Origin of the sequence: Fibrella aestuarina BUZ 2, from assembly GCF_000331105.1 — a bacterium.
Classification (GTDB): domain Bacteria; phylum Bacteroidota; class Bacteroidia; order Cytophagales; family Spirosomataceae; genus Fibrella; species Fibrella aestuarina.
Genome location: NC_020054.1, coordinates 2,500,790 through 2,525,143, shown reverse-complemented (window position 1 = coordinate 2,525,143; position 24,354 = coordinate 2,500,790). Strand labels below are relative to the sequence as shown.

General features: G+C 57.9%; 24 protein-coding genes. 9 read left to right on the top strand and 15 right to left on the bottom strand.

Annotated elements, in window-relative coordinates; translation table 11 throughout:
• Positions 1-5 precede the first annotated feature (5 nt).
• Both tamL and FAES_RS10350 read left to right on the top strand, forming a co-directional pair.
• Positions 6-2,414, top strand: coding sequence for a translocation and assembly module lipoprotein TamL (tamL, locus tag FAES_RS10355; protein WP_015331157.1), 2,409 nt, complete (start codon positions 6-8; stop codon positions 2,412-2,414).
• 38 nt (positions 2,415-2,452) lie between these two features.
• Complete coding sequence (locus FAES_RS10350; protein WP_015331156.1) at positions 2,453-3,355, top strand: glycosyltransferase; 903 nt, start codon at positions 2,453-2,455, stop codon at positions 3,353-3,355.
• A gap of 86 nt (positions 3,356-3,441) precedes the next feature.
• Here FAES_RS10350 and FAES_RS10345 read toward each other — a convergent pair whose 3' ends face one another.
• Complete coding sequence (locus tag FAES_RS10345) at positions 3,442-4,002, bottom strand: DUF2911 domain-containing protein (protein WP_041257748.1); 561 nt, start codon at positions 4,000-4,002, stop codon at positions 3,442-3,444.
• Positions 4,003-4,261: 259 nt separating this feature from the next.
• On the opposite strand from FAES_RS10345, the gene FAES_RS10340 reads away from it, so the two are divergent.
• A complete protein-coding gene (locus FAES_RS10340) occupies positions 4,262-6,058 on the top strand; it encodes an acyl-CoA dehydrogenase (RefSeq protein WP_015331154.1) in 1,797 nt (598 codons plus the stop codon).
• Positions 6,059-6,134: 76 nt separating this feature from the next.
• Here the strand turns inward: FAES_RS10340 and argB are convergent, their stop codons facing one another.
• The 14 genes from argB to FAES_RS10280 form a co-directional block, all read right to left on the bottom strand.
• A complete protein-coding gene (gene argB, locus FAES_RS10335; protein ID WP_015331153.1) occupies positions 6,135-6,929 on the bottom strand; it encodes an acetylglutamate kinase in 795 nt (264 codons plus the stop codon).
• A 121-nt stretch (positions 6,930-7,050) separates the two neighbouring features.
• Positions 7,051-8,025, bottom strand: a complete 975-nt coding sequence (locus tag FAES_RS10330; protein ID WP_015331152.1) for an N-acetylornithine carbamoyltransferase — start codon at positions 8,023-8,025, stop codon at positions 7,051-7,053.
• A 46-nt stretch (positions 8,026-8,071) separates the two neighbouring features.
• Positions 8,072-8,275 carry a GxxExxY protein gene (locus tag FAES_RS30815; RefSeq protein ID WP_083891478.1) on the bottom strand — a complete coding sequence of 68 codons (204 nt, stop codon included), beginning with the start codon at positions 8,273-8,275 and terminating at the stop codon, positions 8,072-8,074.
• Positions 8,276-8,305: 30 nt separating this feature from the next.
• The gene (locus FAES_RS10325) at positions 8,306-9,460 is read right to left on the bottom strand and encodes an aspartate aminotransferase family protein (RefSeq protein ID WP_015331151.1); all 1,155 of its coding nucleotides are present in this window, start codon (positions 9,458-9,460) and stop codon (positions 8,306-8,308) included.
• A 150-nt stretch (positions 9,461-9,610) separates the two neighbouring features.
• Positions 9,611-10,348: an alpha/beta fold hydrolase gene (locus FAES_RS10320; protein WP_015331150.1), complete on the bottom strand. Its 738-nt coding sequence runs from the start codon at positions 10,346-10,348 to the stop codon at positions 9,611-9,613.
• Between the two features lie 75 nt (positions 10,349-10,423).
• Positions 10,424-11,062, bottom strand: a complete 639-nt coding sequence (locus FAES_RS10315) for a hypothetical protein (protein WP_041258795.1) — start codon at positions 11,060-11,062, stop codon at positions 10,424-10,426.
• A 141-nt stretch (positions 11,063-11,203) separates the two neighbouring features.
• The gene (locus FAES_RS10310) at positions 11,204-11,806 is read right to left on the bottom strand and encodes a hypothetical protein (protein WP_041258794.1); all 603 of its coding nucleotides are present in this window, start codon (positions 11,804-11,806) and stop codon (positions 11,204-11,206) included.
• Between the two features lie 170 nt (positions 11,807-11,976).
• A complete protein-coding gene (gene clpX, locus FAES_RS10305) occupies positions 11,977-13,212 on the bottom strand; it encodes an ATP-dependent Clp protease ATP-binding subunit ClpX (protein ID WP_015331147.1) in 1,236 nt (411 codons plus the stop codon).
• 190 nt (positions 13,213-13,402) lie between these two features.
• Positions 13,403-13,933, bottom strand: a complete 531-nt coding sequence (locus tag FAES_RS10300) for a 5' nucleotidase, NT5C type (protein ID WP_041257746.1) — start codon at positions 13,931-13,933, stop codon at positions 13,403-13,405.
• Between the two features lie 76 nt (positions 13,934-14,009).
• Complete coding sequence (locus FAES_RS10295) at positions 14,010-17,120, bottom strand: lantibiotic dehydratase (protein WP_148289336.1); 3,111 nt, start codon at positions 17,118-17,120, stop codon at positions 14,010-14,012.
• Between the two features lie 106 nt (positions 17,121-17,226).
• The gene (locus FAES_RS10290; protein WP_148289335.1) at positions 17,227-17,589 is read right to left on the bottom strand and encodes a hypothetical protein; all 363 of its coding nucleotides are present in this window, start codon (positions 17,587-17,589) and stop codon (positions 17,227-17,229) included.
• A gap of 14 nt (positions 17,590-17,603) precedes the next feature.
• Positions 17,604-17,744 carry a hypothetical protein gene (locus FAES_RS30350; RefSeq protein ID WP_158408764.1) on the bottom strand — a complete coding sequence of 47 codons (141 nt, stop codon included), beginning with the start codon at positions 17,742-17,744 and terminating at the stop codon, positions 17,604-17,606.
• Between the two features lie 184 nt (positions 17,745-17,928).
• A complete protein-coding gene (locus FAES_RS28955; protein ID WP_015331143.1) occupies positions 17,929-19,065 on the bottom strand; it encodes a sensor histidine kinase in 1,137 nt (378 codons plus the stop codon).
• A 9-nt stretch (positions 19,066-19,074) separates the two neighbouring features.
• Positions 19,075-19,845 (bottom strand): LytR/AlgR family response regulator transcription factor, encoded by a 771-nt coding sequence (locus FAES_RS10280; protein WP_015331142.1) that lies wholly within the window; start codon positions 19,843-19,845, stop codon positions 19,075-19,077.
• A gap of 218 nt (positions 19,846-20,063) precedes the next feature.
• On the opposite strand from FAES_RS10280, the gene FAES_RS30495 reads away from it, so the two are divergent.
• The 6 genes from FAES_RS30495 to FAES_RS28945 all read left to right on the top strand — a co-directional run bounded on the left by FAES_RS30495 (position 20,064) and on the right by FAES_RS28945 (position 24,332).
• The gene (locus FAES_RS30495) at positions 20,064-20,219 is read left to right on the top strand and encodes a hypothetical protein (protein ID WP_015331141.1); all 156 of its coding nucleotides are present in this window, start codon (positions 20,064-20,066) and stop codon (positions 20,217-20,219) included.
• A gap of 60 nt (positions 20,220-20,279) precedes the next feature.
• Positions 20,280-20,438, top strand: coding sequence for a hypothetical protein (locus FAES_RS30490; RefSeq protein ID WP_015331140.1), 159 nt, complete (start codon positions 20,280-20,282; stop codon positions 20,436-20,438).
• 59 nt (positions 20,439-20,497) lie between these two features.
• Positions 20,498-20,653 carry a hypothetical protein gene (locus tag FAES_RS30485; RefSeq protein ID WP_015331139.1) on the top strand — a complete coding sequence of 52 codons (156 nt, stop codon included), beginning with the start codon at positions 20,498-20,500 and terminating at the stop codon, positions 20,651-20,653.
• An 87-nt stretch (positions 20,654-20,740) separates the two neighbouring features.
• Entirely contained in the window at positions 20,741-21,781 is a 1,041-nt protein-coding gene (locus FAES_RS10275) for a hypothetical protein (protein ID WP_015331138.1), read from the top strand.
• A gap of 67 nt (positions 21,782-21,848) precedes the next feature.
• Positions 21,849-23,069, top strand: coding sequence for a hypothetical protein (locus FAES_RS28950; RefSeq protein WP_015331137.1), 1,221 nt, complete (start codon positions 21,849-21,851; stop codon positions 23,067-23,069).
• An 18-nt stretch (positions 23,070-23,087) separates the two neighbouring features.
• A complete protein-coding gene (locus FAES_RS28945) occupies positions 23,088-24,332 on the top strand; it encodes an arginase family protein (protein WP_051054064.1) in 1,245 nt (414 codons plus the stop codon).
• Positions 24,333-24,354 lie beyond the last annotated feature (22 nt).

Here is a 24,354-nt window from a genome sequence, read left to right as displayed (position 1 = left end):
GTATAATGATTTTGCCAGCTCAACATAGTATTCTCTCCCTGACTAAGCTTTGCCCACGCAACGTCCGATTTTACATTTTCCCTTTTACAGTATTCATTTTTTCCCTCCAGTCCTGCAACGTGGCCAAACACCTGCCTGCGGGCGAGAAGCTGTACATTGGCGCCGATTTCGTGGTCAATGCCGACTCGACGGTGTCGAAGGATGAACAGGAGCGCGTTGAGGATCAACTGGCGGCGCTGGCGCGGCCCCGGCCCAACAAGCGGCTGTTTGGCTACCCGTATAAGGTAGGGATTTACTATATGATTGGCGAGCCGAAGAAAGAAACAGGCTTCCGGGCCAGTTTGCGGCGTCGGTTTGGCGAAGCGCCCGTGTTAGCCAGCGCCCGGGGCCTTACGGCCAACAGTCAGTTAATGAGCAATGTGCTCGAGAATTCGGGCTACTTCCGCAACAGCGTGCAGGGTGAATTTGCCGACTTGAACAAATCCCAGACCAAAGCGCGCTACACGGTGCAACTGCCTCAGCGGTACGTCGTCGATTCGGTCTCGTTTGTGGGCGATTCAACGCAGGTTGCCCAGGCGATGTACAACGTATCGCCCAGAACCCTAATCAAGCCGGGCGACCCGTTTAACCTCGATGTGCTGAAAGCCGAGCAGGAACGTATCAGCACGGCCCTCAAGCAGCGTGGCTTTTACTATTTCCAGCCCGATTACGTGGCGATTCTGAGCGATACGGCGGTGGGAAATCACAAAGCCCGGTTCTACGTGGCGGTCAAACCTGATATTCCGGCGGCAGCGAAGGTGCCTTACTTCATCCGCAACATTTACATTTTCCCGAATTATAACCTGGCTACGGCCCGCACCGATACCAACCGGACGGAAGCCTACCGCCCGCCCGTGGAAAACGCGGCTGATACAGGCCGGTCGCTACGCCGTTTTTTCATCGTCGATTCGGGGCGGGTCTTCAAACCGCAATTGTTCAATGATGTAATCGGTCTGCGGCCGGGCCGACGCTACAACAGCCGGGCGCAGGATCTGTCGCTGTCGCGGCTGGTCAATCTGGGTACGTTCAAGTACGTCCGTAATCGCTTTGAGCCGGCCGGTCAGTATGGGCAGGACTCGGCCCTGCTCGACGTCAATTATTACCTGACGCCCCTCCCCCGCAAGTCGCTACGCCTTGAGCTCTCAGGCAACTCCCGGTCGAATAACCTGGCCGGAACAGTACTTACGTTGAGCTGGATCCAACGGAATTTCTTGGGACGAGCCGAGCAGTTGACGATTAACGGTACGGCGGGGATTGATCTACAAATCGGGGCATTAGGTCAAGGCGTAACCAATTATCGCTATGGTGTCGATGCTACTCTGTCGTTTCCTCGGTTGGTGTCGCCTTTCAAAATTCGCTACGATCGGCGGCAGGTATTGCCGAAGACGCTGCTGACAGTAGGTTATGAACTACTACGCCGCGATTCGCTCTACGACCTCAACTCGTTCCGGGCGTCATTTGGCTACGCTTTTCGGACCAGTAATCGGATCGAGCATAGTGTTACGCCCTTCAATATCGCCTACGCGTTCATTTTCAACGAGAAACCCGCCTTTTTTAACCAACTGATCGATCCTAACCCAGCGATACAGAGCGCAGCCATTCGGCTCTTAGATCCGCAGTTTATTCTGAGCAGCATTTACACGCTCAACTACAACTCAGATCCCAGAACGAAGAGCCGTTACACGAATCGGTTGACGTGGAATGTAGAACCCGCTGGAAATCTGGCCGGTCTGCTGATCCCGTTGGGCGAAGACGAATACCGCCGAATTTTTGGGATTCAATTTGCCCAGTTCTTCCGGACTGACGTTGATACCCGGCATTACTTCCAGCTGACCCCCAAGCTAACCTGGGCTAACCGCTTCTTTGGCGGCATCGGGATTCCCTACGGCAACATCAACGTCATGCCATTTGTAAGGCAATATTTCATTGGAGGTGCTAACAGCGTACGAGCCTTCAGACCCCGCGCCGTCGGGCCGGGCCGCATTGGGTTTGTCGACAGTGGCATTCTGCGGCAGGATGGTGGCGGCGACATCAAGCTGGAGGTGAATACCGAGTTACGGGCAAAGTTGGGATCGCTCTTTCAACTGGCGGCTTTCGTCGACGCTGGCAACGTCTGGAACTACACGAATGAAACCGTCGGTGGATTGGACACTCAGTTCAACAAAAATTTTCTGAGCGAACTCGCCATCGGTGGCGGGGTCGGTTTGCGCATCGACCTGTCGTATTTCCTGATTCGTGCCGACCTAGCGACGCCCTTCCACAAACCGTATCTGGACGAGGGGCAGCGTTGGGTGCTCAATCAGATCAATTTCCGTGACCCAAGCTGGCGGAAGGAAAACCTCGTGCTGAACATCGCCGTAGGTTATCCGTTCTGATCGGCAGAAGTGTCGCAATTGCCAATTAGTTTTACTGCATGACAATTAGCGGCTTTTCTTATATCCGGAATGGGTTCTCCTATCAGTACCCGTTTCTGGAAGCGATTCAATCCATTTTACCAATCTGCGATGAGTTTGTAGTGGCGGTTGGCGATTCGACGGATGGCACGCGTGAGGCCATTGAAGCCCTCGGCGATCCGCGAATCCGCATCGTCGACACCGTTTGGGACGAGGCGATGCGGCAGAACGGTAAAATCTTCGCGCTGCAAGCCAATACCGCCCTTCGTGAATGCACCGGCGATTGGCTCTTTCATATTCAGGCCGATGAGATTATCCACGAACGCGACCTGCCCACGATCCGGCAGGCGATCGTGGATGCCGATCCCGATCCGCGGGTAGAAGGACTACTGTTTGATTTCCTGAACTTCTACGGCAGCTATGATTACCTCAACAATACCCGCAAACAGCATAAGAAGGAAATCCGGGTATTTCGTAATGGGCTGAACGCCTACGCCTACCGCGATTCGCAGGGGTTTCGGCGTTACCAGTCCTACGAGACGTACCTGTCAGGCGAAAAAGGGACTAAACTTTGGGTCAGGTACGTGCCTGTGCCGGTTCATCACTATAGCTATGTGCGCCCGCCAGAAGCCATGTATAAGAAATGGGCCTATTTCTCAACGTTCTACGGCGCCAAGCCTGAGGAAGCAACCGAACCCACTGCCGCGCCCAAGCAGCTTAATTATTATAACATCTTCCGGGTCAAGCGGTTTGAAGGCACGCACCCGGCCGTTATGCGGGAATGGATCGCCAATGGCAACTACGACTTCGATCCGACTAAGCTTTCCTACAAGCCATCCTTGAAAGAGAAAATTATCTACGCCATCGAGGACCGACTTAAGCACCGCTTTGGCGAGTGGAAGAATTACAAACTGCTGAAGTGATCGACCCTGCTTCGCCTTAGCAAGGCAACAAGAAAAAGCCCCACTGGCTGACCAGCGGGGCTTTTTCTTGTATAACCAGTATACGCTTACTTGCCTTTGTCGGCACCGGGCGCGCCACTCATGCCGTGGGCCATGACCGGTACCGATACCGTCATGTTGTCCCAGGCGATGGTCAGGCTTTTATTGCTTGGCGTGATCGTCAGTTTCTCGATCGGCGTTTTGTTCATCGATACGGGTACTTTCACTTCGACCACGTTTTTTTCTTTGAACTTGTCGTAATCATAGGCGCCCCATTGGCCCAATTGGCTGTTGAGCACCACGCCCCACTCCTTTGCGTCGGGGAAGGTCACGAGCGTGTACGTACCGGCTTTGACCATCTTACCGCCAAACATCACGTCGTTTTTAAACGTAATTTCGGTGGCTTCGTCGGCACCGGTGCGCCAGGGTTTGCCATATTTTTCGAGACCATCCGGCCCGAACACCACCCGGCCTTTTTTGGCGGGTTGGCCATAGACCACTTTGATCGACTTGTCGGGGCTTTCGGCAGTGATATGCGGACTCTTGCGGTTATTCATTTGGGCCGAGGCCGTGCCGTACCCCATCGTGAGGGCCGACAATACAAATAGAAAAGCAACAAATCGTTTCATGAGTAAACGGTTTTTTTGGTTTGAATCTGGTTGGCGCTGCCTTATCAGACCGATACAGCGGGCAGCCCAACCAGAGAACGTCAATATATCCTTTTCTGTTTTACGTCCCATTTTTTCTTACTTTTGAAAAAGTAGTATGCATGCATAATAAAGTGGTGTATAACGGTTGAGGGCTGACGGTTAAAACGGCTTCGCGCCCATGTGTCGGTCCGATTTGGCAACCCAACCTTAACCGCTAGACGGTAAACCCTTCGTTAAAATGGCTTATTTCAGCAAACGCAACCTGAATTTTCTGCTGCATGAAGTCTTCCACGCCGAAGACCTGACGCAGTACCCGTACTTCTCGGCCCACGACCGGGGTACGTTCGACATGGCCCTCGATTCGGCTACCCACATTGCCGACACGCTCATGTACCCCTACGTGCGCGACGTGGATCGTAACCAGCCTGAATTAAAGAATGGGCAGGTGACGGTGCACCCACGCATTAAGGCGTTTCTGGAGGCGATGGGCGAAGCGGGCCTGATTGGCGCCGGTTTTTCGTTTGAGCGCGGTGGTCAGCAACTGCCCGAACTCATCAATTCGTGCATTGGCTTCATCCTGATGGCGGCCAACAACGGCATGATGTATACCGGCCTCACGGCGGGGGCGGCCAACCTGATCGCCACCTTCGGCTCCGACGACTTGAACGACCGGTACGTGGCCAATATGCTCTCGGGGCGGTGGCAGGGCACCATGGCCCTCACCGAGCCGCAGGCGGGTTCGTCGCTCTCCGACATCACTACGACGGCTACGCCGCAACCCGATGGCAGCTACAAACTCAAAGGGCAGAAAGTGTTTATTTCGGCTGGCGACCACGATGCCGCCGACAACATCATCCACCTGATGCTCGCCCGCATCGACGGGGCACCAAAGGGCACCAAGGGTATTTCGTTATTTGTCGTTCCTAAGTTTCGGGATACGGAAAACGGTCCGGTCGACAACGACGTGACGTCGACGGGCGTGTATCATAAACTCGGGCAGAAGGGTGTGCCGGCGATGCATCTGACCATGGGCGAGCGCGACGATTGCATCGGGTACCTGGTGGGGCAACCGCACATGGGCCTGCCCTACATGTTCCAGATGATGAACGAAGCCCGGCTCGGCGTGGGCATGACAGCGGCGGGCATCGCCACGGCGGCCTACCATGCGGCACTGCAATACGCCAAAGAGCGTCCGCAAAGCCGCCGCCTGAACGAGAAAGGCATCCTCGACGCGCCTCAGACACCGATCATCAACCACCCCGACGTGCGGCGGATGCTGTTGTTCCAGAAGGCGGTGACGGAAGGTTCGTTGTCGCTGTTGCTCGAAGCCGCCAAGCAGTACGACATTGCCCACGCAGCCGAGGGCGAGGAAAAAGAAAATGCACAGTTGCTGCTCGAAATCCTGATGCCGATGGCCAAAACGTATCCCTCGGAGATGGGTGTGCAGTCGGTGAGCCAAAGCGTGCAAACCTTTGGTGGCTACGGCTTTACGGAGGATTTCCCCGTCGAGCAACTCTACCGCGACATCCGGATTACGCCGATCTATGAAGGCACCACGGGCATTCAGGCGCAGGACTTGCTGGGCCGCAAAATGACCATGAAAGGGGGCAAAGCCGCCCAACTGCTCATGCAGGCCATCGGCAGCACCATCGCCGACGCCTCGGCCCACGACGAGTTCAAACCCTATGCGGGCATGTTGAAAGCGGAACTGGGGCGGTTGCAGGAGGTGGTGCAGGCGCTAATGCCGCATGCCGGGGCTGGTGACTACGAGCGCTACCTCAGCGATGCCACGCTGTTCCTGGAGCAGATGGGTATTGTGGTGGTGGCCTGGCAATGGCTCAAGCAGGCCGTGGTGGCCAAACAGGCCATGCTCACCCAGAATCCGCAGGGCGACGAACTGGCTTTTTACGAAGGCAAGATCCACACGATGAAGTACTTCTTCCACTATGAAGTCCCCAAAACCCTCGGCCTCGCCGCCCGCCTCAAAGACACCGAAATCCTCACAATTGTGAGTGAGAAGGAGCTGGCTTTGTAATGAATAATGAATGATGGACAATGAATAATGGGCTGACGCGAAATCACTCGTGCGTCAGCCCATTATTCATTGTCCATCATTCATTATTCATTACAATACTCGTTCCCGCGGTGCCAGCCAGGGCGGCGGCTAGTTCGTCGGCGTGGCAGATGATGACGCGTGCCACACCAGCGTTGAGGGCGGCAAAGGCGTTGTCTAGTTTGGGAATCATACCCTTGTTGATGCTGCCAGCGGCTTTGTGTTCGGCATACACCTCAGGCGTCAGCTGATTGATGACGCTGTTATCATCGTCGGGGTTGGCGAGTACGCCTTTTTTCTCGAAGCAATACACCAACGTCACGTCGCGCTTATGAACAAGGTCTACCGCAATGGCCTGCGCCAGCGTATCGGCGTTGGTGTTGAGCAACGTACCTGACGACGCGTCTACCGTTAGCGGAGCCATCACGGGTACCAGACTTTCGTTGGCAAAAGACAGTAGCCGCCCTGAATCAACTTCGGTGATATCGCCCACGAAGCCATAATCAATGTCTTTGACGGGTCGCTTGTTAGCTTTCACCACCCCGGCATCGGCACCGGTCAGCCCAATGGCGTTGGTGCCCAGCGTCTGCAACTGCCCCACGATCTGCTTGTTGACCAATCCGCCGTAAACCATCGTAACGACGTCGAGCATGGGCTTGTCGGTGATACGGCGTCCATCGACCATCGTGGTCTGTACGCCCAGTTTCTCGGCAATTTGCGTGGCAATCTTGCCGCCCCCATGCACCAGCAGTTTATCGCCCGTCAGGGTCGAGAATGTGGTCAGGAAGCGCGTCAGCGCGGCGGGGTTATCAATGACGTTCCCGCCAATTTTCAGTACGGTTAGTGGGTTCATTTGGAATTAGAACGCAAAGGCGCCAAGATGAACGCGAAGGGCGCGACGATTTTTCACAACCAGTTGATGTAAAACGTCTTTGCGTCCTTTGCGTCTACCTTAGCGCCCTTCGCGGTGTTTTTTATAAGCTCAATAAGATTTCACGCAGCACGGCTTGGGCCGACCATTCGCGGTTGGCGGCCTGCTCAATCACCAGCGACCGGGGGCTGTCGAGCACCTCGTCGGACACTTTGAGGTTGCGCCGCACGGGCAGGCAGTGCATGAAATGGCCGTTGTTAGTCAGGTTCATTTTGTCCATTGTCACGGCCCAGCTAGGGTCCTGCGTCAGGACCTGCCCGTAGTGCTCGTACGACGACCAGTTTTTGCCATAGATGAAATCGGCTCCTTCAAAAGCCTTGTTCTGGTCGTGTTCGATGCGGGCGTTGCCTACAAACTCCGGGGCGAGGTCGTAGCCTTCGGGGTTGGTGATGACAAACTCGACCTTACCGGCGGCGGCGCGGGCGTTCATCCATTCACTAAATGAGTTGGCCACGGCCTGCGGCAGCGGTTTGAAATGCGGCAGCCAGGTAAGCACCACTTTTGGCCGTACCGGCACCAGTGGGTACGTTGTCCGGGCTTCTTCGATGGTGATGCAGTCGGCCAGCGATTGCAGCGGGTGGCGGGTGGCCGATTCGAGGTTGACGATGGGCACCCCGGCAAACCGGGCAAACTGCGTCATGACCTGCTCTTTGTAGTCGAGGGCGCGGTCGGTGAGGCCCGCGAAGGCTCGAATGGCAAGAATGTCGCAGTAGCGGCCCATCACGGCGGCGGCTTCCCGGACGTGCTCGGCTTTGTCGCCATTCATCAGGACGCCGTCTTCCATTTCCAGGCCCCAGCTATCCGAGCCCACGTTAAGGGTCATCACGTTCAGGCCCAGGTTGCGGGCGGCTTTTTCGGTGCTGAGCCGGGTACGTAGGCTGGAGTTGAAAAACAGCAACCCAATGGTTTTATGATGGCCGAGGTGTTCGTCGGCAAAGGGGTTTGTTTTGGCCATCAGCCCCGATCGAATGAGGGCATCGAGGTCCGTTACGTCGGCAAGCGATATGAAATGGTGCATGGTTAGTTAAACACAGAGATATAGAGATTAGGCAGAGTAATCAGAGTTAATGGCCGTTGGCTATCCGTTTCACTCCATTTACAAACTGCGTAACATTGACATTTATCAGTAGCCCGAAGCGGCATTTTGCAACTCGCAAATACTTTAGAATTTGCGCTGTATGGATAGATAAAAGACTGTCAACAGCTTTCAAATCCACCACGAGTTGTTCGTCAATTAATAAGTCGATGAACCTGAATAGTACAACCAATCACTTTCTCTGAAAGCTGATCTATCTAGGTTAGCTCTGTGCAGTCGCTGTATCTCTGTGTTTAAGCAGACAGTTCTCCAGTGCCTCCAGGAATTGGTCGGCTTCGTCGGTGCCGAGGGCGAGCGAGGGCAGCAGGCGGATGGTGTGCTTACCCGCCACGCCCGTAAACTGCTTGTGCTCGAACAGCAACTGATGACGCAGGGCCTCGACCGGGAAATCGTATTCGATGCCGATCATCAGGCCGCGGCCACGCAGGTCTTTGTAACCCCCGATCTGCCGAATACCATCCATCAGGTACGTGCCGATGCGGGCGGCGTTGTCCATCAGTCCCTCCTCGCGCATGATGTCGAGCACGGCAATACCCGCCACACAGGCCAGGTGATTGCCGCCAAAGGTAGTGCCCAGCAGGCCGTAAGACGCTTTGAACTCGGGCGCGATCAGGATACCACCAATGGGAAAGCCGTTGCCCATACCCTTGGCCATCGAAATAATGTCGGCACGGATGCCGCTATACTGATGCGAGAAAAATTTCCCCGACCGGCCATAGCCGCACTGCACGCTGTCGAGAATGAGCACCGCCCCGGTTTCGTCGCAACGCTGACGGAGGGCTTTCAGAAACGCGTCAGACGCTACCTGAATGCCCCCCACGCCCTGAATGCCCTCGACGATCACCGCGCAAGTGTCCGTCGTGATACCCGCCATAGCGGCGTCGGGGTCGTTGAAGAGCAAAAACGTGACGTGATCCGTCGCGTTGACGGGGGCCACAATCGCGGGGTTGTCGGTCGCGGCAACGGCCCCGGCTGTGCGGCCGTGAAACGATTTGGTGAAGGCGACAACACCTTTTCGGCCCGTATGAAACGAGGCCAGTTTAAGCGCGTTCTCGTTGGCTTCGGCCCCTGAATTACACAGGAACAGCGCATAATCGGGGTGGCCCGACAGTTCGCCCAGTTTGTCAGCCAGTTCCTGCTGCTGCGGAATCCGGACGGAGTTCGAGTAAAATTGAATCTTATGGAGCTGATCGGTTAGGGCCTGCACATACCGGGGGTGCGTATGGCCTACCGAAATCACGGCATGGCCGCCGTACAGATCAAGATAGCGGATGCCGTTGTTATCCCAGAGGTAACTGCCCTGCGCCCGAACCGGCTCTATGTCGTAGAGCGGGTATACATTAAAAAGCTGTGCCATAGTGATGTCCCATCAGATTGAGGGCGCAAAACTACGGGTAGTCCGGGAAAATGTATGAGCGATACGGGATAATGAATGATGTATGATGGATAATGTATAATGGGGCTGGCGCACTAGCAGGTTTGCGCCAGCCCCATTATACATTATCCATCATACATCATTCATTAAAAACCGCTTTAGTGCGGCTTCGGCCGCTTCGGGTTCTTCCAGCATACCCAGGTGCCCCGAGTTTTCGAGGATGACCAGTTGGGCGTTGGGCAGTTTATCGGCCAGCGCCTGTGAGCGCTCGATAGGCACGGCCATGTCGTGACGCCCCGCCAGGATGAGTACTGGGTACGTTGCGTTTGCCAGCATCTCTGAGCGGTCGGGGCGGGTGCGGATCGCCTGTAAACCGGCCAGTAGAGCGTCGGCCGGCAGTGTCTTGTAGCGGTCTACGGTCTGACGCACCAGATCGGCTTTTTTCTGCTGATCGGGTTTGGAAAACATACTGGTGACGGCTTTTTCGACAAAGGCCGCAGCCCCTTCAGTTTGCAACTGCGCTTTGGCGGCGTCGCGTTTGGCCCGTTGCTCGTCGGTATCGGGGTCGGCGAAGGCAGTCGAGTTGAACAGCACGAGGCCCGCTACCAGCTCAGGATGGCTCGCGGCCAGCGCCAGCGCGACGTACCCACCCATCGAATGCCCAATCAACACGCAACGGTCGATCTGCGAGGCAGCCAGCATGCTGTGGAGTTGCTCCGCGTAGCCTTCTACCGACGTATGGCTGGTCATCGCCGAGAAATCTGGTTTTAAAATACGGTACGTGGCTGCCAGCGCATCTTGCAGGGCGTCCCAGATGGCCGGGCCAACCCCGTGGCCGTGTAGTAGCACCAGTGTAGGTTTATCGTTCATGGCGGTTAGTTATAAAAAATGGCTCTGCCGATGCACCGTTGGGTCCATCAGCAGAGCCATTTTTAAGTGGTAGGCTTACCCTTCGTTGATAACGCCGAGCAGGAGGAGCACCAGACCGGCGATCAGGGCAATTAGACCGATGGTGGCCCCCACGCCATTGCCAATCAGCAACAGCAGTAGACCGATCAGACCGATGATGGCACCAAGCCGCACGTAGCCGGTGAAGGAAGCTTTCGTCTCCTTAGGGGCCAAGTGCTTCTGAATTTTCTGGTTCATCGACTTCAGCATCAGGCGTTGGGCCAGACCCGCTTTCTTGGTCGTGGCAACGGGTTGGGCCGGAGCCGTGGCCGATGCGTTGGCTTTTGCTGAAGCTTCCGCCAGCATGGTTTCGGCCCGCTCGATACGCCGGGTCATGCGCTTATCGGTGGCGTGCGTCGCCTTCAGGCTAGCCAGTGCTTCCGATGCCTGCTTGGTTTGCACCGTAATATCGGGCGTCGGCTGCGCGGTTTGGGCCGTTACAGGTACGTTGGTTGTCGCTTCGGCAACGGGAGTCGCCTGCGCTTCAGTGGGCATAGCTACTGGCGTAGCCGTGGTTTGCTGCGTATAAAAACGCTCAGCTTTTGAGGGTTGGAACGTGGCAACCGGGCGGCTACAGGCAGTTAACAGAGCGGCACCAGCCAGCGCAATCGAGACAGAGTTGAGGACGCGTTTCATCATTGTACAGTAATTGTGTTCAGCGTTAAAGTAAAAATCGTATCAGACAGGATACGTGATGAGCCGACTTTTATTTCATCCGTTTGGGCAAAATAGCCACCGACTCATCCCGTATACCTGTCTAGGTAAACTCGTTGGTAATTACAACAGACCCAGAATCACCAGTACGATACCCACAACCAGGGCGATCAGACCGATGGTCGCCGCCGTACCCGTCGTGAGCAACAGCAGCAGCAGACCAATCAGACCGATAACCAGACCAGCGGTGAGCGTGCTGCTCCGCATGGGTTGCTCGGGGGCCAGGTGCTTCTGGATTTTCTTATCCATCGACTTCATCATCAGGCGTTGAGCCAGACCCGCTTTCTTAACCGGGGCAGCCGGGGCGAGGCTAGAAGCCGGGCTGGTGTTCAGCACCTCCCGGATTTTGGTGATCCGGCGCTCCAGTTTGCGGGCTTCGGCTGGGCGGGCTTTGGCTGACGCTACGGCTTCGGCCTTTACCAGCATCGTTTCGATGTCGGCTTTGGTAGCGGCGGGGGCAGCAACGGCCGGAGCTGAGGCTTCAGCAACGACAGGCGTGGCTTCAGGCGCTACCGTTTCAGCAGCGGCAACCGGGGCGGCGGTGGTTTGCTGGGTATAGAAACGCTCGGCTTTCGAGGGCTGGAAGGTCGCTACCGGACGGCTGCAGGCACCCAGGAGGGCAGTAAACGATAGGGCAATCAGTGTGTGTTTGGTCGACGTGTTCATGACGCTTCTGTGTTGGTGAAAAAAAAATGTTTTCAGCGTCATAACCTTGACCTCTTCGCTTTGTTGCGGAAAACCGAGCATAGCGTTAAACGACCGACGGCCATTTCCGGTCGATGCGCCCTGAATGCGCACGCCAGAAATGGCCGTCGGTCGTTGCCGGGTGGTTGCGCTCAGGCAGCCTGCCGTAGTTGTTGCACGGCCGTGCGGCCGAACTTCTCAGAAGCGTATTCGTGGGTGATAATCAGCGTTTTTTCGCCCGTTTGCGAGGGCATTTCAAACATGGCGTCGGTAATAATCGACTCGCAAATGGAGCGCAAACCACGGGCACCGAGGTTAAAAACCATGGCCTGATCGACGACGTAATTCAGGGCCGAATCATCCCAAATAACTTTTACATCATCCATCGCAAATAATTTATCATACTGCTTCGTGATAGCGTTCTTCGGCTCGGTCAGGATGCGGTAGAGCGCGTCGCGGTCGAGGGCGTCGAGGTGCGTCAGCACGGGCAGGCGACCGAGCAGTTCGGGGATCAGCCCAAACGATTTCAGATCCTGCGCCGACACGAAGCGCATGAGGTGGCTGCGGTCACTGATGGCGTGCAGGCGGCGCTCGTCGGTGAAGCCGATGGGCCGCGACGTAACGCGCTTGGCGATGTGGCGCTCGATGCCGTCAAAGGCGCCGCCGCAGATAAACAGAATGTTCTCGGTATTGATTGAGATCAGGCGCTGGTCGGGGTGTTTGCGGCCGCCATGCGGGGGTACGTTCACCGTAGAGCCTTCGAGCAGTTTCAGCAACCCCTGCTGCACCCCCTCGCCGCTGACGTCGCGCGTGATGGACGGGTTGTCTGACTTGCGCGCGATTTTGTCAATCTCATCGATATACACGATACCCATCTCGGCCTTGTCGATTTTATAATCGGCCGCTTGCAGCAGGCGGGTCAGCACCGTTTCGACATCTTCGCCAACGTACCCGGCTTCGGTGATCACGGTGGCGTCGGCAATGCAGAACGGCACGTCGAGCATTCGGGCGATGGTGCGGGCCAAGTACGTCTTGCCCGTGCCGGTTTCGCCAACCATCAGAATATTCGACTTTTCGATCGTCACCTCATCGTCGGTGCGGGGCTGCATCAGCCGCTTGTAATGGTTGTAGACCGCTACCGACAGCACCTTTTTGGCCTCGTCCTGCCCGATGATGTACTGGTCGAGGAAGTTTTTCATCTCGACGGGCTTGATCAGGTTCAGGCTGGGCGGTTCGGAGTTCTGATTCCGGCGGGGGCGCGTTTCTTCAACCACCACCTCGAAGCCCTGCTCGATGCAATGATTACAGATGTGGGCATCAATGCCCGACAGAAGCAGTTGGACCTCGTTCTTGCGACGGCCGCAGAACGAGCAACTAATTTGTGGCATACAACGATTGGAGGAAAAAGTCGTTCAACGTTTGTGGCTTAAAACGGAAGTGCCCGGTACATGATCTATCCAGCTATATCTACACGTATCACTTACTAGCTATCTGTACAGTCGTATACCAGGCGGTACTGCTCACAACGGTACGTTTAGTGCAGATGTTAGACCGTATACAAAGTTTACTAAAAACTTTTTAATCAAGCAGCAAATCCAGCACATCCTGCCAGCTCCGGACGCGCGTAAAATCGGCTTCATCGCGGTTGTGCAGGGCGTCGAACAGCAGTCCTTTGCCCGCAAATGTGCGCAGATTGTAAGGCATGTCGTCAATCAGGTAATCGGCCCCAAGAATGCTCTTGTCGCCCAGAAAGATAATATTCCGCCAGTGAATGGTCGGGAAGTGTTCGGCCAGCCAGTCGTATTTATCCCGGAACGAGTCGGGAAACTCCATCGCGGCCGTCGCCACAAAAATTTCGTAGTGTTCCTGTAGCCGGACAATGGCTTCCTGGGCGCCCGACATCACGGCAATGTCGCGGAAGAAACCGGGCTGATGAATGGCCTGATAGATGGCTTTCTGCTCGTCGTCGGTCAGCAGTTCGTGGAATGATTTTTCCTGTAGTTGAGCCAGTTCGTAACGGGGTGCGTCGGAATTCAGGTAGATCTGAATGAGCTTGGCGTGGGTGTCAGCCAGCACGTCGTCCTGGTCGATACAAATGCGTTTCTTCATAAAAATGAAATCCTGGTAGCGCCGGGAAAGTTCTGTTTTTCGGCCAGAAGTGATGAACAGGCCCCCGACGCAGCGGCTAGCCTTCCACGACTGTCGACTCACGAGCGGCCAGGGCATCGTAGTGTTTGGCCAGACAGTGATAGACCACCAGCTCGTAGAGGCGCTGTTTCGACGGGAACAAACGGTTCAGAATCATGTGCACCAGGCTACCGGTAAGGCTGAACAGCTGCTCGGCGTCGGTGATGCCCGTGGCCAGTTCGGTCAGCACGGCGGTTTGCTCACGCTCCCAGCGCCACAGTCCATCGGCGGGGTCAAACGTGACCGACAGGGCCTCAGCCAGCACCGGCCGGTAGTGGCGGTACTTGTCGTTGAGTTGCTGCCGTAGCGTCGATTCCCCCCCGAATTCCGCAAAAAAGCGCTCTTTCAACTGATTCAGCAATCGCCGCCGGGCCGCCGTCGCCCAACCCAGCCCGGTGAGCAGGCGGTCGATTTTGGCGACCCCCGCGGCAAAGCGCAGGTCTTCGTCGAACGTGCCACCCGTATGCGCCAGTAAGGCCAGTGTCGACAGGCTATCGTAATGAAACAGGGTTTCACATTGCTCGATCTGTGCCATGCCGTAGCGTTCCAGCTCGCGTTGGTAGGTTTCGACCTGCACCCGATGAACCACCCCCGACCCCACGGCCTCACGCAGGGCCTGCTCCACCGCCCGCACCACATACTGGTAGAACTCGACGTGCGGATTGCCCCGAAACCGCAGGCGCAAGTGCGGGTCGGTATCCTGGTAGCGTACAAAAAAGAAAGCCGAGATGATCTGGGTTTTCAGCAACTGCTGCACCACCGGGTAGATGCTGTCGGTTAGGAGCAGGTCCGACATTTTTTCGCCCGTGTAGATTTTCAGATAAAACCACTCGCTCCCCACCGAAAACCGGCGCTGCGGCCCCGCTTCGGCCGCCTGCGGTAGCCCCGAAAACACGGGCGCATCGGGGTTCCAGAACGGAATCACCAGCTCGTGGGTGTAGGTGTCCCGCTGCCGCCTGAGTGGGCAGCGGTCGGGGGTAGCGAGGCATTCGATCAGCTTGATCCGGTCGGTTTTACGAATTTCCTGACTCAGCAACTCGAGGGAAGCCGGCACGTGCATCGAAATCAGCAACTCATGGTCGGCCTGCGCCACCACAAACTGATCGGGCAGGCCCGCCGCCGTCAGCTGCGCCACCAGCCGTAGGGGATTGTCGGGCGTGAGCGTCTGGGTGGGTAGCTGCCAGGTAGCCCGGCTCACCACCACGCGGCGATAACGTATCCGCGGCAGGTACGTTTGTTCGCGCAGCACGCCCCAGTTCCAGGCTACGTTGAGGTGGGCATCCTGCGCCTGCAAGTCGCACAGAAACCGGTAGATGGGCAGGCCCTGCTTGAAATTGTGGGCGGTGGTCAGGCGCGGAATCACCCGTTTGTTGAGCCGTTTCGACCGAAGCACCACCCGGCCGTTGCGCGTCGACACCAGCAGGTCGGTAATCGGAATCTGGCAGTCGGCCGCCACCGAGGCCTGCCCCAGATACGGAATTTCGTACTGATGGATGGGCGGCCGCGCCAGGATATTGCCGACGCGGTTTTCGGGTAGGTGAATGATCTCGGCAATAACCACGTCGGGGTGGCGGGCCTCTTCGGCAGCGGCACAGGCGCGGATGTGCGCGGCCAGAGCGGGTTCGCCTTCGCCAAAGCGGCTGAGCAGGTTCATGGCCGACGGACCGCCGCACCCCAGCAGGTTGAACTGAAAATCGCCCGCGTCGAGCGCCTTTTCCGACGACGCCAGCAGCGATCCAACCGCGTAGAAACTGCTGGGCAGGGGCGTAGTGGGGCGTTGCTGCCGACCAATGTAGGCTAGGTCGTCGTCGGTCAGCTCGATTTCGGCCTGCCGGGTACGGAGCGCCTCCGTGTATTTCTCCATCACCAGCGTGTGCCACCAGTCCCAGGTAGCGGTGGGCAGCGCGGTGGTGATGCCCACGCTGAGGTCGTCGATAAGGGGCGCGTAGCCAACACCCAGCGTCGAGACGTTACCGTAACCAACGCCAAACTCATTGTCGAGCGCCAGCGACAGCGGAATTTCCTCTTCTTCGTAGCGATTGGTGAACCGCCGGGCAAATTCGTCGAGGTCGGGGCGGTGGGCGGGCTGATTCAGCACCAGCAGCTTATCGAGGTCGCGCTGCAACAGCCGGATCACCGATTGCCCGATGGTGATGGTGTTGGGAAAGAAGGCATTCACCTGCACCACATCGGTGGAGGGAGCGTCGATCTGCCGCTCGGCAAACCACCGCCGGGTGTGGTTGTAGGCCTGTAGCCGGTCGGGTTGCCGCAGTTGGTCGTGCAAGGCCCAGAGCGATTGCGCCACCTCGGTCGCGTCGGGCAGTTGACCGATGCGGGTAGCCAGTTGGTTCAACGAATCGATGCCGGTTACGGCGGGTTCCACCTCAAAAACAAGCAACTGACTCTCGATCAGCTGCTCGACAAAATCAACGGCTTCGGCGAAGGCTTCCTCGAAAGCATCACCCAGCCCGTCCGTGGGGGTATCGGCCGTCAGTTGGTGGGCCAGCTGGTGAATGGTCGCGCCGGATTGCGCCGCCGTCAGCAGGCAATTAAGCGCGGCTTCGGCCTCCACGGCGCTGATGAAATACTGGAGCCGCTGATCGGCACCCCGCTGTTGTTCCACGTAGCGCCACGACGCGCCCACCCGATACAGCGACGAATTCGGAAACAGCAGCAATTGGGTTCGGAGGTGGGGCTGCTGGGTAAGCCACTGGCCAATAGCCCGCAGGCAGTCGGTGTCGACGCGCACGTGCGCCCGCAAGGCGTCGGGCAGATCGGCACGCAGCCGCGATTCGTCGGCAAACGTACCCAGCGAGCAACCGGCAAAGAGGCCATAGGGCGTGGAGCGGCTGCACATTCTGACCAGGTATTTGTGCAGGGTGTTGATCAGCTTCTTCTGCTCGGGGAGCGGCTCGCCATCAAGCCAGCGTTGCAGCCGTTCGTAGAGGCCGGGCGACGCCACGAAGATGGCTTCCTGCATTACCGGGTCGCGGTAATACGTTCGCAGTACGTCGTCGATTGGGTTGGTCGTAAGCAGTTTATAAAACTGCGTTAACGTCTGGAGCGGGTACGTTGGCCGACGCACCATAAAGAAGTCACTTACCTGCATGGGCGGCTCGTTGGGATAGACAGCAATCCTGACAAGGTAGCCGATGCAGGCCTATAAAAATCGAAAATTGTATCAATGGATAATCATATCCATGATTGTCCGGTTATTACCCAAAAACAGCCACGTATTTTTCCAGACAGGCCGCAAACTGATCGTAGGAAAATGGCTCGGTCATGAACGCAAAGGGCCGGAAAGGAAGCCAGTTGAACAGATGGGCCGGGTAGGGCGAGGTAACAATCACGGCCGGGTGTTGGCAAAGCGCGTCCCGAAACGAGCCGGGCAGGTCGTTATCGTCGGGGTCGGGTAGGTGTAAAAAGAGAATGGCGTCCCGGTTGCCCAGGACGCTCTCCAGCATGGCCTCCGAGAACGTACCCACGCTGCCTTCGCAGAGCCATCCGGTACGCTGGAGGTAATAGGTCAGCAGCCGCCGACCTACCAACGGGTAGTTAAGCAGGTGATACTGTTGCAAGGGGTAGGGACGAATTAGTAGGTCGTAATGGTAACGGTAGGGTGCGTGCGGCCACCGGTGCGAACAGCGGTGGGGTTGGCCAGCGTGCTCAAACAAACGAGGCGTTGTTTTTTCAACACGAAACGAGAAGCGGGGGCAGTAGCTTGGTTTTTCATGGTCGATAGGAGAAGAAAAGGAGCAGATGAGGCGATTAAGGGTCTAGGCGTCAGCGGCGTTTGTGCCTGTCCGACGAGTCAAACTTATTCACTGCCAAGGTCCTGTTTCAATTCCTTTCGACCGATACCTGCCGCTTTTTCGACCAATGTGGCCCATTGTTCGATGAATGAAAACGCCCCGGCCTCACAACTCCAGCGTGACCTGCGCCTGATAGCTGGCGTCGCCGGGCGTAACGGTCAGGCTATGCCGGTTGGGGTACAGGGTCTGTAACCGCCGCCGCACGTTGTCGAGCCCGATGCCACCCGATTGCTTCACGGGGTCAGGGCTCACCGACTGCCGCTTGGGAAACACGCTGTTTTCAACCGTAAACAGGAGTTGCCCCCCCGCCACCTGCACTGCCACCCGCACAAACGCCGGTTTGGTGGCCCCCTTGACGCCATGCTTGAACGCATTCTCGACGAACGCAATCAGCAGCAGGGGCGCGATGGTGTGCGTGGTCGCTTCACCGGTTTGGGCATACGTAATCTCGACGGGTTGCCCTTCAAGCCGGTTGCGTTCCAGGTCGAGGTAGTTCTGGATGTACGCCAGTTCGCTCGTCAGCGCCACGCGGGGCTGGTTGGTTTCGTAGAGGTTGTAGCGCATCAGTTCCGACAGGCGCAGCAGCAGGTCGGCGGCGCTTTCGTCGGTGTCGAACACGCGGGCATACACGCTGTTGAGCGTGTTGAACAGAAAATGCGGATTCACCTGCGACTTCAGGAAGTCGAGCTCAAGTTGCAGCTTGTCTTTTTCGAGTTGAATGACGTGCGTACGGAGGCGGATGATGTCGATCACCGCCCGCACGGCCAGCAGGAAGATGACGACCGTAAACGTCCAGAAGAAGCTCCACGAGGCAGCCGTGCCGTTGTTGATCCAGCCCCACAGGCCCCAGGTTTCGACCAGCGCCCACAGCCGCTGCAACCGGCCCGGCTCGCCGGTCTTCGCCAGCCCGTAAAACAGCCAGTAGTTAGTCTGGTAGATGAGCGCGTGGGTGACGAACAACGTACCCACAAACTCGAGGATCTTGCCTTTGTAGAGCGTACGCGGGAAGATGACGTACCCAAACACGTAGTAGATCAGCATCGTCTGCGCCTGCAACACCAGCGCCAGCACGTCGAGCGTGCGCGCCGACGCCTGGAAGAACTCGCCGTAGTAGACGTACCGCACGTAGTAATAACAAAGCCCCCACAGCAGCGCCCGCCGCAGCCACGGCCGCGCCGACAGCCAGCGCCACGCCCCTTGCAGCAGCGCCCAGAACCGCGCCCGCACCGATTGATTTGGCATGGCGAGGGATTAGATCATGTTCTTTTTCAACTCCTTCATCACGGCCTCGCGGTACGTCACCCCGATGTAGACCTTCTTGCCGTCGAGCGTGGTGATCTGGTTGCCGTCGATCTCTTTGATGGCCAGCCGCCGCACGATGTACGACCGGTTGATCCGCAGAAACTGCGAGGGCGGCAGCAGTTCTTCCAGCTTGCTCATGGTCATGTGCGTGACGATCATGCGGCTGTTGAGGTGGATTTTGAGGTAATCTTTCATCCCCTCCACAAACACGATGTCTTCGGGCGCCACCCGCACGAGCTTCTTGTCTTCCTTGATCAGAAAGTACGGCACGTTTTCGCGCGGATCGACCTCAGGTACGTTGGCGACTGGGGCACTGGGTACGTTGGCGGGGGGCGTACCGTTGGGATCGTAGTGCAGGCGCTTGGTTACGCGCGCCACGGCCTCCATGAATTTGTCGTACCCAACGGGCTTGAGCAGATAGTGCGTCACGGCCTCGAAGTTGTAGGTGTCGGCGGCATACTGCGGCGAAGCCGTCACCATTACCACGGCAGGATGCGGCGGCGTGAGCGACTTCAGAAACGCCACCCCACTCATGTCGGGCATTTCCACGTCCAGAAACAGCACGTCGGGCCGCAGGGCTTCCACCTGCTCGAGGCCATCGAACGGATCGAGGCTTTGCCCCAGCAGCTGCAGGTAGGGCACCCGGCTGATAAACTTCGACAAAATGGTGTGGGCGGCCGACTCATCGTCGACCAGATAGCAAGTTAGAGGTCTACTCATACGCCGTCGGTGAAAGGATTGGTAGGTGGAAGGGCAGCATTGGTCGAAGGAAGGTGGGGCATTGGTCGAAAGAACTTTAGCCGGGCGGTTGGCGGTGCTTGTTTTGTCACAGTCAAACGGCGCAACGGTCCCCAAACGAAGCAGTCGCGAATGTTTTCGGTCAGGGCCACGCCACAAAGCCAAACCAAATTTTTCACCCTTAACTAATTCCAAAACTCATGGAAAACCAAGTAATCCCCGCTGAGCAAGACAACACGCTCAACCTGTTGACGATTGTTGAACTGGAAGATCGCCTCGAGCTGGCTTCGGCCGCCGAAGAAGGCCGCTGCCACCGCTGCAACGGTAACGACTACCCCGATACCATCGCCTTGTAGTTTCTCTCAATCATCTGTTTATCTCATCCTCATTCAACCCCTTAATCACGATTAAAACTCATGGAAAACCAAACTAATCTCCCCGCCGAGCAAGTCAACGCCGATGACCTGTTGATGATCGTTGAACTGGAAGACCGCCTCGAGCTGGCCTCGGCCGCCGAAGAAGGCCGCTGCCACCGCTGCAACGGCAACGACTACCCCGACACGGTGATCCTGTAATCGGCTAATTACCAACCAAGTTACCCTTTTCTACATCCCTAAATCCGAATAATACACCAATGGAAAATCTGTCCCTCCTCCCCGCTGAGCAACCGACTGCCGACGACCTGCTGATGATCATTGAGCTGGAAGACCGCCTTGAGCTGGCTACCGCTGCTGAAGAAGGCCGCTGCGACCGCTGCAACGATAACAAGTACCCCGATCTGCCGCTGTAAGCCCGAGTGACCCGGCCCCAAACCCCGCCCATCGGGTGTTTGGGGCCACCTTTCCACCCCTTGTTCACCCTTTCCTTTTCCTGAACCATGACACCCTCATCGACCCGTTCGTATCCGAGTCTGCACGACTATCAGCAGTTTTTCGACCGCCTGACGACGGCTGCACCCGTTGCCCCCGACGCCGGGCCGGGGTCGTCGCAGGAAAACGTGTTCCAGCAAACGCTCATCGCGCTGCTGCCCACCGTTCCGGCGGGGGCCGATCAGTTGATGATGCTGTTGTTGAAGGCCGTATCGGGCTTTCAGGCGATGAAAAAAGGGCAGCTCGACGAGGGCTTTGCCCGCCTGGAACCCGTGCTGGCGGCCATCCCCACCCTACCCACCGACGCCAACGCGCTGGCCGAAACGCTGGTGAGCCCGATGGTTTCGTTTTACCATTACCGCAAGGGCCAGTTCGACACGGCCCGCCGCTACGCCGACCGGTCGATCGCCCTCAGCAACGAGTGGCAGCACCGCTACACCGTGCTGCACATGCACCGGATTCAGCAGCTGTTCAACCTGAGCCGGATCGACCTGGCTGAGGGTCGCTACGAACTGGGGCTCGACACCATCCGGCAACTCATCAACTACCTCGCGACTGGCCAATTGCCCACCCTGCCGGGCTACTGGCACGAGCCCATGCTGCGGCAGCTACCCACCCAACTTCTGAGCGTTCAGTTCATGGAGATCGTGAACGAACTGACCTTTCTGGCCCTGAAACGGCCCGACCTTGAACCGACCATTCTGAACGACATCCTGACCGACGTTAGTCTGTCGTTGACCAATACCCTGCCCGCCGCGCCTTCGCCCTACTCGGCCCTGCTCGACTGGGCCGAAGCCAAACGCGACCTGGCGGCTCACCGTTACCGCGATTTTCTGTTGCAAACGGCCTATTTCCTGGGGCAATACCCCTCAGCCTACGACCAGATGAAGCTCTCGCTGGTGCGCGACCTGAACCAGCTCCTGTTCCGGGCCGACGCCTCGGTGCAGGCCTTCCGGCCCCGGCTGAGTCAGTACATCAACGGGCAGCTTCGGTTGCCCGCCCGGCTGATCGCCCACCTCCGGGCCAGCCGCGCCGTCGCTACGGCCTGATCAGCCTGGGGGCTTTCAGCCTGAGGCTAACGGCCCGTCGCTTCCCTCCTCTCCTTCCCCACGTACCATGACAACTTCGCCCGCTTCCGCGCTGAGCCATTTGGAAATCGCTCAGGTTGGCACCGGCATGCCAACAACGTACCTGCTGAAAACGCCCGCCACCTCGTTTTACGTCCGCGAGTCGGTTTACCGAATCATCGAAGGGCTGCGGCAGGGCCTCACCTACGCCCAGATTTCGGCTCAATTGCAAGCCGACGGGCTGAACGTACCTGAGCAGGCGGTGCAGGAACTGGCCGAAACCACGCTCACCCGCCTCAACGAGTCGGCCGCCGCCAAGTCCGACGTCGTGGCCAACATGCAGTATGTTTTTGGCAAGATTACGCTGCTGCGTCCGGCCCGGCTCCCGCGGCTGTTACGCCTGCTGGGTCACCTCTTCAACCCCGCCCTGATGCCGGTGCTGGTGGTAAGTTGCCTGCTGGCAACGGGGCTTTACTTCTACCAGGTAACCGACACGTTCATCAGCCAGCACCGCAGCATCTGGCGCGGCAACGAAGGTATCTGGCTCGTAGTGGCCTACATAATCTACTTCACCGTGTTTATCTGCCACGAGTTGGGCCACGCCAGCGCCACCCGCCGCTTCGGCCTCGACCCCGGCGACATCGGGTTCGGCTTTTACCTCATCTTCCCCGTCTTCTACGCCGACGTGTCGGTGATCTGGGCGCTCGACCGTACCCGCCGCATCGTTGTCAACCTGGGCGGCATCTATTTCCAGTTGCTGCTTAACGGCCTGTTTGTGGCGGTGGCCTATGCCTTCCCGGCAACGTACCTGTTCCTGAGCCCGATCATCATCCTGAACTCGCTGGTGATGCTCTACTCACTGAACCCCTTTCTGCGCTACGATGGCTACTGGATCTACAGCGACCTCTTCAACCTGCCCAACCTACGTACCCAGTCGCGCCGGTACTGGGCGACGCTGAAAAAACGCTGGGGCAACGTACCCATGCGGCAGCTCGTCCGGTCCACCGAATGGCCGCTGTTCGTCTACACCGTCAGCAGTACGGTCGTGATTACCATACTGGCCATCGTGTTTGTGAAAGTCCTCTATACGTCGCTCGTGGGCGTGGGTGTAGTGTTCAGCTACTACGGCCACTGGCACCTGGCCGAGTATCACCCCGACGACCTGCTGACGCTGGCCCGCACGCTCTTCCTGCTCATTATCTCGGGCTTTTTCGGCCATCGGCTCATCAAAGCCCGCCGTCGCCCAGCCTCTGTATCCAGCCCGGTTTAACCGTTTCGCCCCATGCTTATGGAAACGCTCGTTCTTCCTGCCGAAACCCAGTACACACTCTCGGCCTGCCTGAGTGTTCGGAGCCGCAGCGCCGGCAACTACCAGATTGCGCACCTGCTGACGGGCAAGCAGTACCAGATCACGGCCGACGTTGCCCGGATTCTGGCCTTGCTCCAGAAAACCGCCACGCCGAGCCAGCTCTGCGACGCCCTGCCCGACCTGCCCCCGACGGCCATCGACCGCACCATCCGGTTTCTGACCTCCGAAAAGCTGATCATCGACGCCGCCCACAGCGCCCACGAAGACCTGTTCCACATCAACCAGCTTACCAACCGGCTGTTCAACCTGCCCGATCACCAGCGGCGCAGTGAAGACCCCGGCGTAGTGTTCATCGGGGTGCCGTATGGTGGGGGAAACGGCATCTCGCCGGGTTGCGATCGGTTCCCGTCGGTGGTGCGGGCCTACACGAAGCAGCAGAAAATCAACCTGGGGCCCGACGCCAACCTGGCCAACGTGCATTTCCGGGGCCTCTACGCCACCACGCCGCCCACCCGCCTCACCGACCGCCTGCTCGCCGGTGACCTCCGCGATTGGGGCGATCTGCTCTTTTTTCCGTTCGAATCGGCCACCGACGTGTACGCCAAGATTGGGCGGGCCGTGCAACTGACGGCCCAACGCGGGCAGGTGCCGGTACTGCTCGGTGGCGATCACTCGATCAGTTACGCGGGTATTCAGGCGATTACCGAGCAATACGGGGCCATCCAGGTGCTGCACTTCGACGCCCACTGCGACACCTACGAGTCGAGCTATAACCGGCTCTACGCCCGGCGCGGGGCTCACAGCCACGGCACGTTTATGTCGCGCAGCCTTGAACTGCCCGGCCTGAAACGGGTCACGCAGATCGGCCTGCGCGGCTTCACCAATATTTCGCAGCACGACACCAGCCGCCGTCACATTCTCTGGGCCGAAGACGCCCGGCAGGCGCTGATCGCCAACACCCTGCCCACCCTCCCGACTGACTGGCCCGTGTATGTCACCTTCGACATCGACGTGCTCGACCCGGCGGTAGCGCCCGGCACCGCTACGCCCGTACCCGGCGGCTTCAGCTACGACGAAGTGTGCCACCTGCTCGCGCATTTCCTGCAAGGTCAACGCGTCGTGGGCGTCGATCTGGTGGAAGTAAACCCCGACCGCGACCGCGACCAGGTCACGGTACAAACCGCCGCCCAACTGCTGCTGCTCCTCGCCAGCTATGTAGTCTGACAAAGAGGTGAGGGCAGCTCCA

What these genes read in the sequence shown, in the direction of transcription:
- FAES_RS28945 (WP_051054064.1), top strand. Translation starts at nt 23,088, where the DNA reads ATGGAAACGCTCGTTCTTCCTGCCGAAACCCAGTACACACTCTCGGCC.
- FAES_RS10315 (WP_041258795.1), bottom strand. Translation starts at nt 11,062, where the DNA reads ATGAAACGCGTCCTCAACTCTGTCTCGATTGCGCTGGCTGGTGCCGCT.
- FAES_RS10310 (WP_041258794.1), bottom strand. Translation starts at nt 11,806, where the DNA reads ATGAACACGTCGACCAAACACACACTGATTGCCCTATCGTTTACTGCC.
- FAES_RS10295 (WP_148289336.1), bottom strand. Translation starts at nt 17,120, where the DNA reads ATGCAGGTAAGTGACTTCTTTATGGTGCGTCGGCCAACGTACCCGCTC.
- tamL (WP_015331157.1), top strand. Translation starts at nt 6, where the DNA reads ATGATTTTGCCAGCTCAACATAGTATTCTCTCCCTGACTAAGCTTTGC.
- FAES_RS10325 (WP_015331151.1), bottom strand. Translation starts at nt 9,460, where the DNA reads ATGGCACAGCTTTTTAATGTATACCCGCTCTACGACATAGAGCCGGTT.
- FAES_RS30485 (WP_015331139.1), top strand. Translation starts at nt 20,498, where the DNA reads ATGGAAAATCTGTCCCTCCTCCCCGCTGAGCAACCGACTGCCGACGAC.
- FAES_RS10275 (WP_015331138.1), top strand. Translation starts at nt 20,741, where the DNA reads ATGACACCCTCATCGACCCGTTCGTATCCGAGTCTGCACGACTATCAG.
- FAES_RS10345 (WP_041257748.1), bottom strand. Translation starts at nt 4,002, where the DNA reads ATGAAACGATTTGTTGCTTTTCTATTTGTATTGTCGGCCCTCACGATG.
- argB (WP_015331153.1), bottom strand. Translation starts at nt 6,929, where the DNA reads ATGAACCCACTAACCGTACTGAAAATTGGCGGGAACGTCATTGATAAC.
- FAES_RS28950 (WP_015331137.1), top strand. Translation starts at nt 21,849, where the DNA reads ATGACAACTTCGCCCGCTTCCGCGCTGAGCCATTTGGAAATCGCTCAG.
- FAES_RS10340 (WP_015331154.1), top strand. Translation starts at nt 4,262, where the DNA reads ATGGCTTATTTCAGCAAACGCAACCTGAATTTTCTGCTGCATGAAGTC.
- clpX (WP_015331147.1), bottom strand. Translation starts at nt 13,212, where the DNA reads ATGCCACAAATTAGTTGCTCGTTCTGCGGCCGTCGCAAGAACGAGGTC.
- FAES_RS10320 (WP_015331150.1), bottom strand. Translation starts at nt 10,348, where the DNA reads ATGAACGATAAACCTACACTGGTGCTACTACACGGCCACGGGGTTGGC.
- FAES_RS30350 (WP_158408764.1), bottom strand. Translation starts at nt 17,744, where the DNA reads ATGAAAAACCAAGCTACTGCCCCCGCTTCTCGTTTCGTGTTGAAAAAA.
- FAES_RS30490 (WP_015331140.1), top strand. Translation starts at nt 20,280, where the DNA reads ATGGAAAACCAAACTAATCTCCCCGCCGAGCAAGTCAACGCCGATGAC.
- FAES_RS30495 (WP_015331141.1), top strand. Translation starts at nt 20,064, where the DNA reads ATGGAAAACCAAGTAATCCCCGCTGAGCAAGACAACACGCTCAACCTG.
- FAES_RS10280 (WP_015331142.1), bottom strand. Translation starts at nt 19,845, where the DNA reads ATGAGTAGACCTCTAACTTGCTATCTGGTCGACGATGAGTCGGCCGCC.
- FAES_RS10330 (WP_015331152.1), bottom strand. Translation starts at nt 8,025, where the DNA reads ATGCACCATTTCATATCGCTTGCCGACGTAACGGACCTCGATGCCCTC.
- FAES_RS10350 (WP_015331156.1), top strand. Translation starts at nt 2,453, where the DNA reads ATGACAATTAGCGGCTTTTCTTATATCCGGAATGGGTTCTCCTATCAG.
- FAES_RS10300 (WP_041257746.1), bottom strand. Translation starts at nt 13,933, where the DNA reads ATGAAGAAACGCATTTGTATCGACCAGGACGACGTGCTGGCTGACACC.
- FAES_RS28955 (WP_015331143.1), bottom strand. Translation starts at nt 19,065, where the DNA reads ATGCCAAATCAATCGGTGCGGGCGCGGTTCTGGGCGCTGCTGCAAGGG.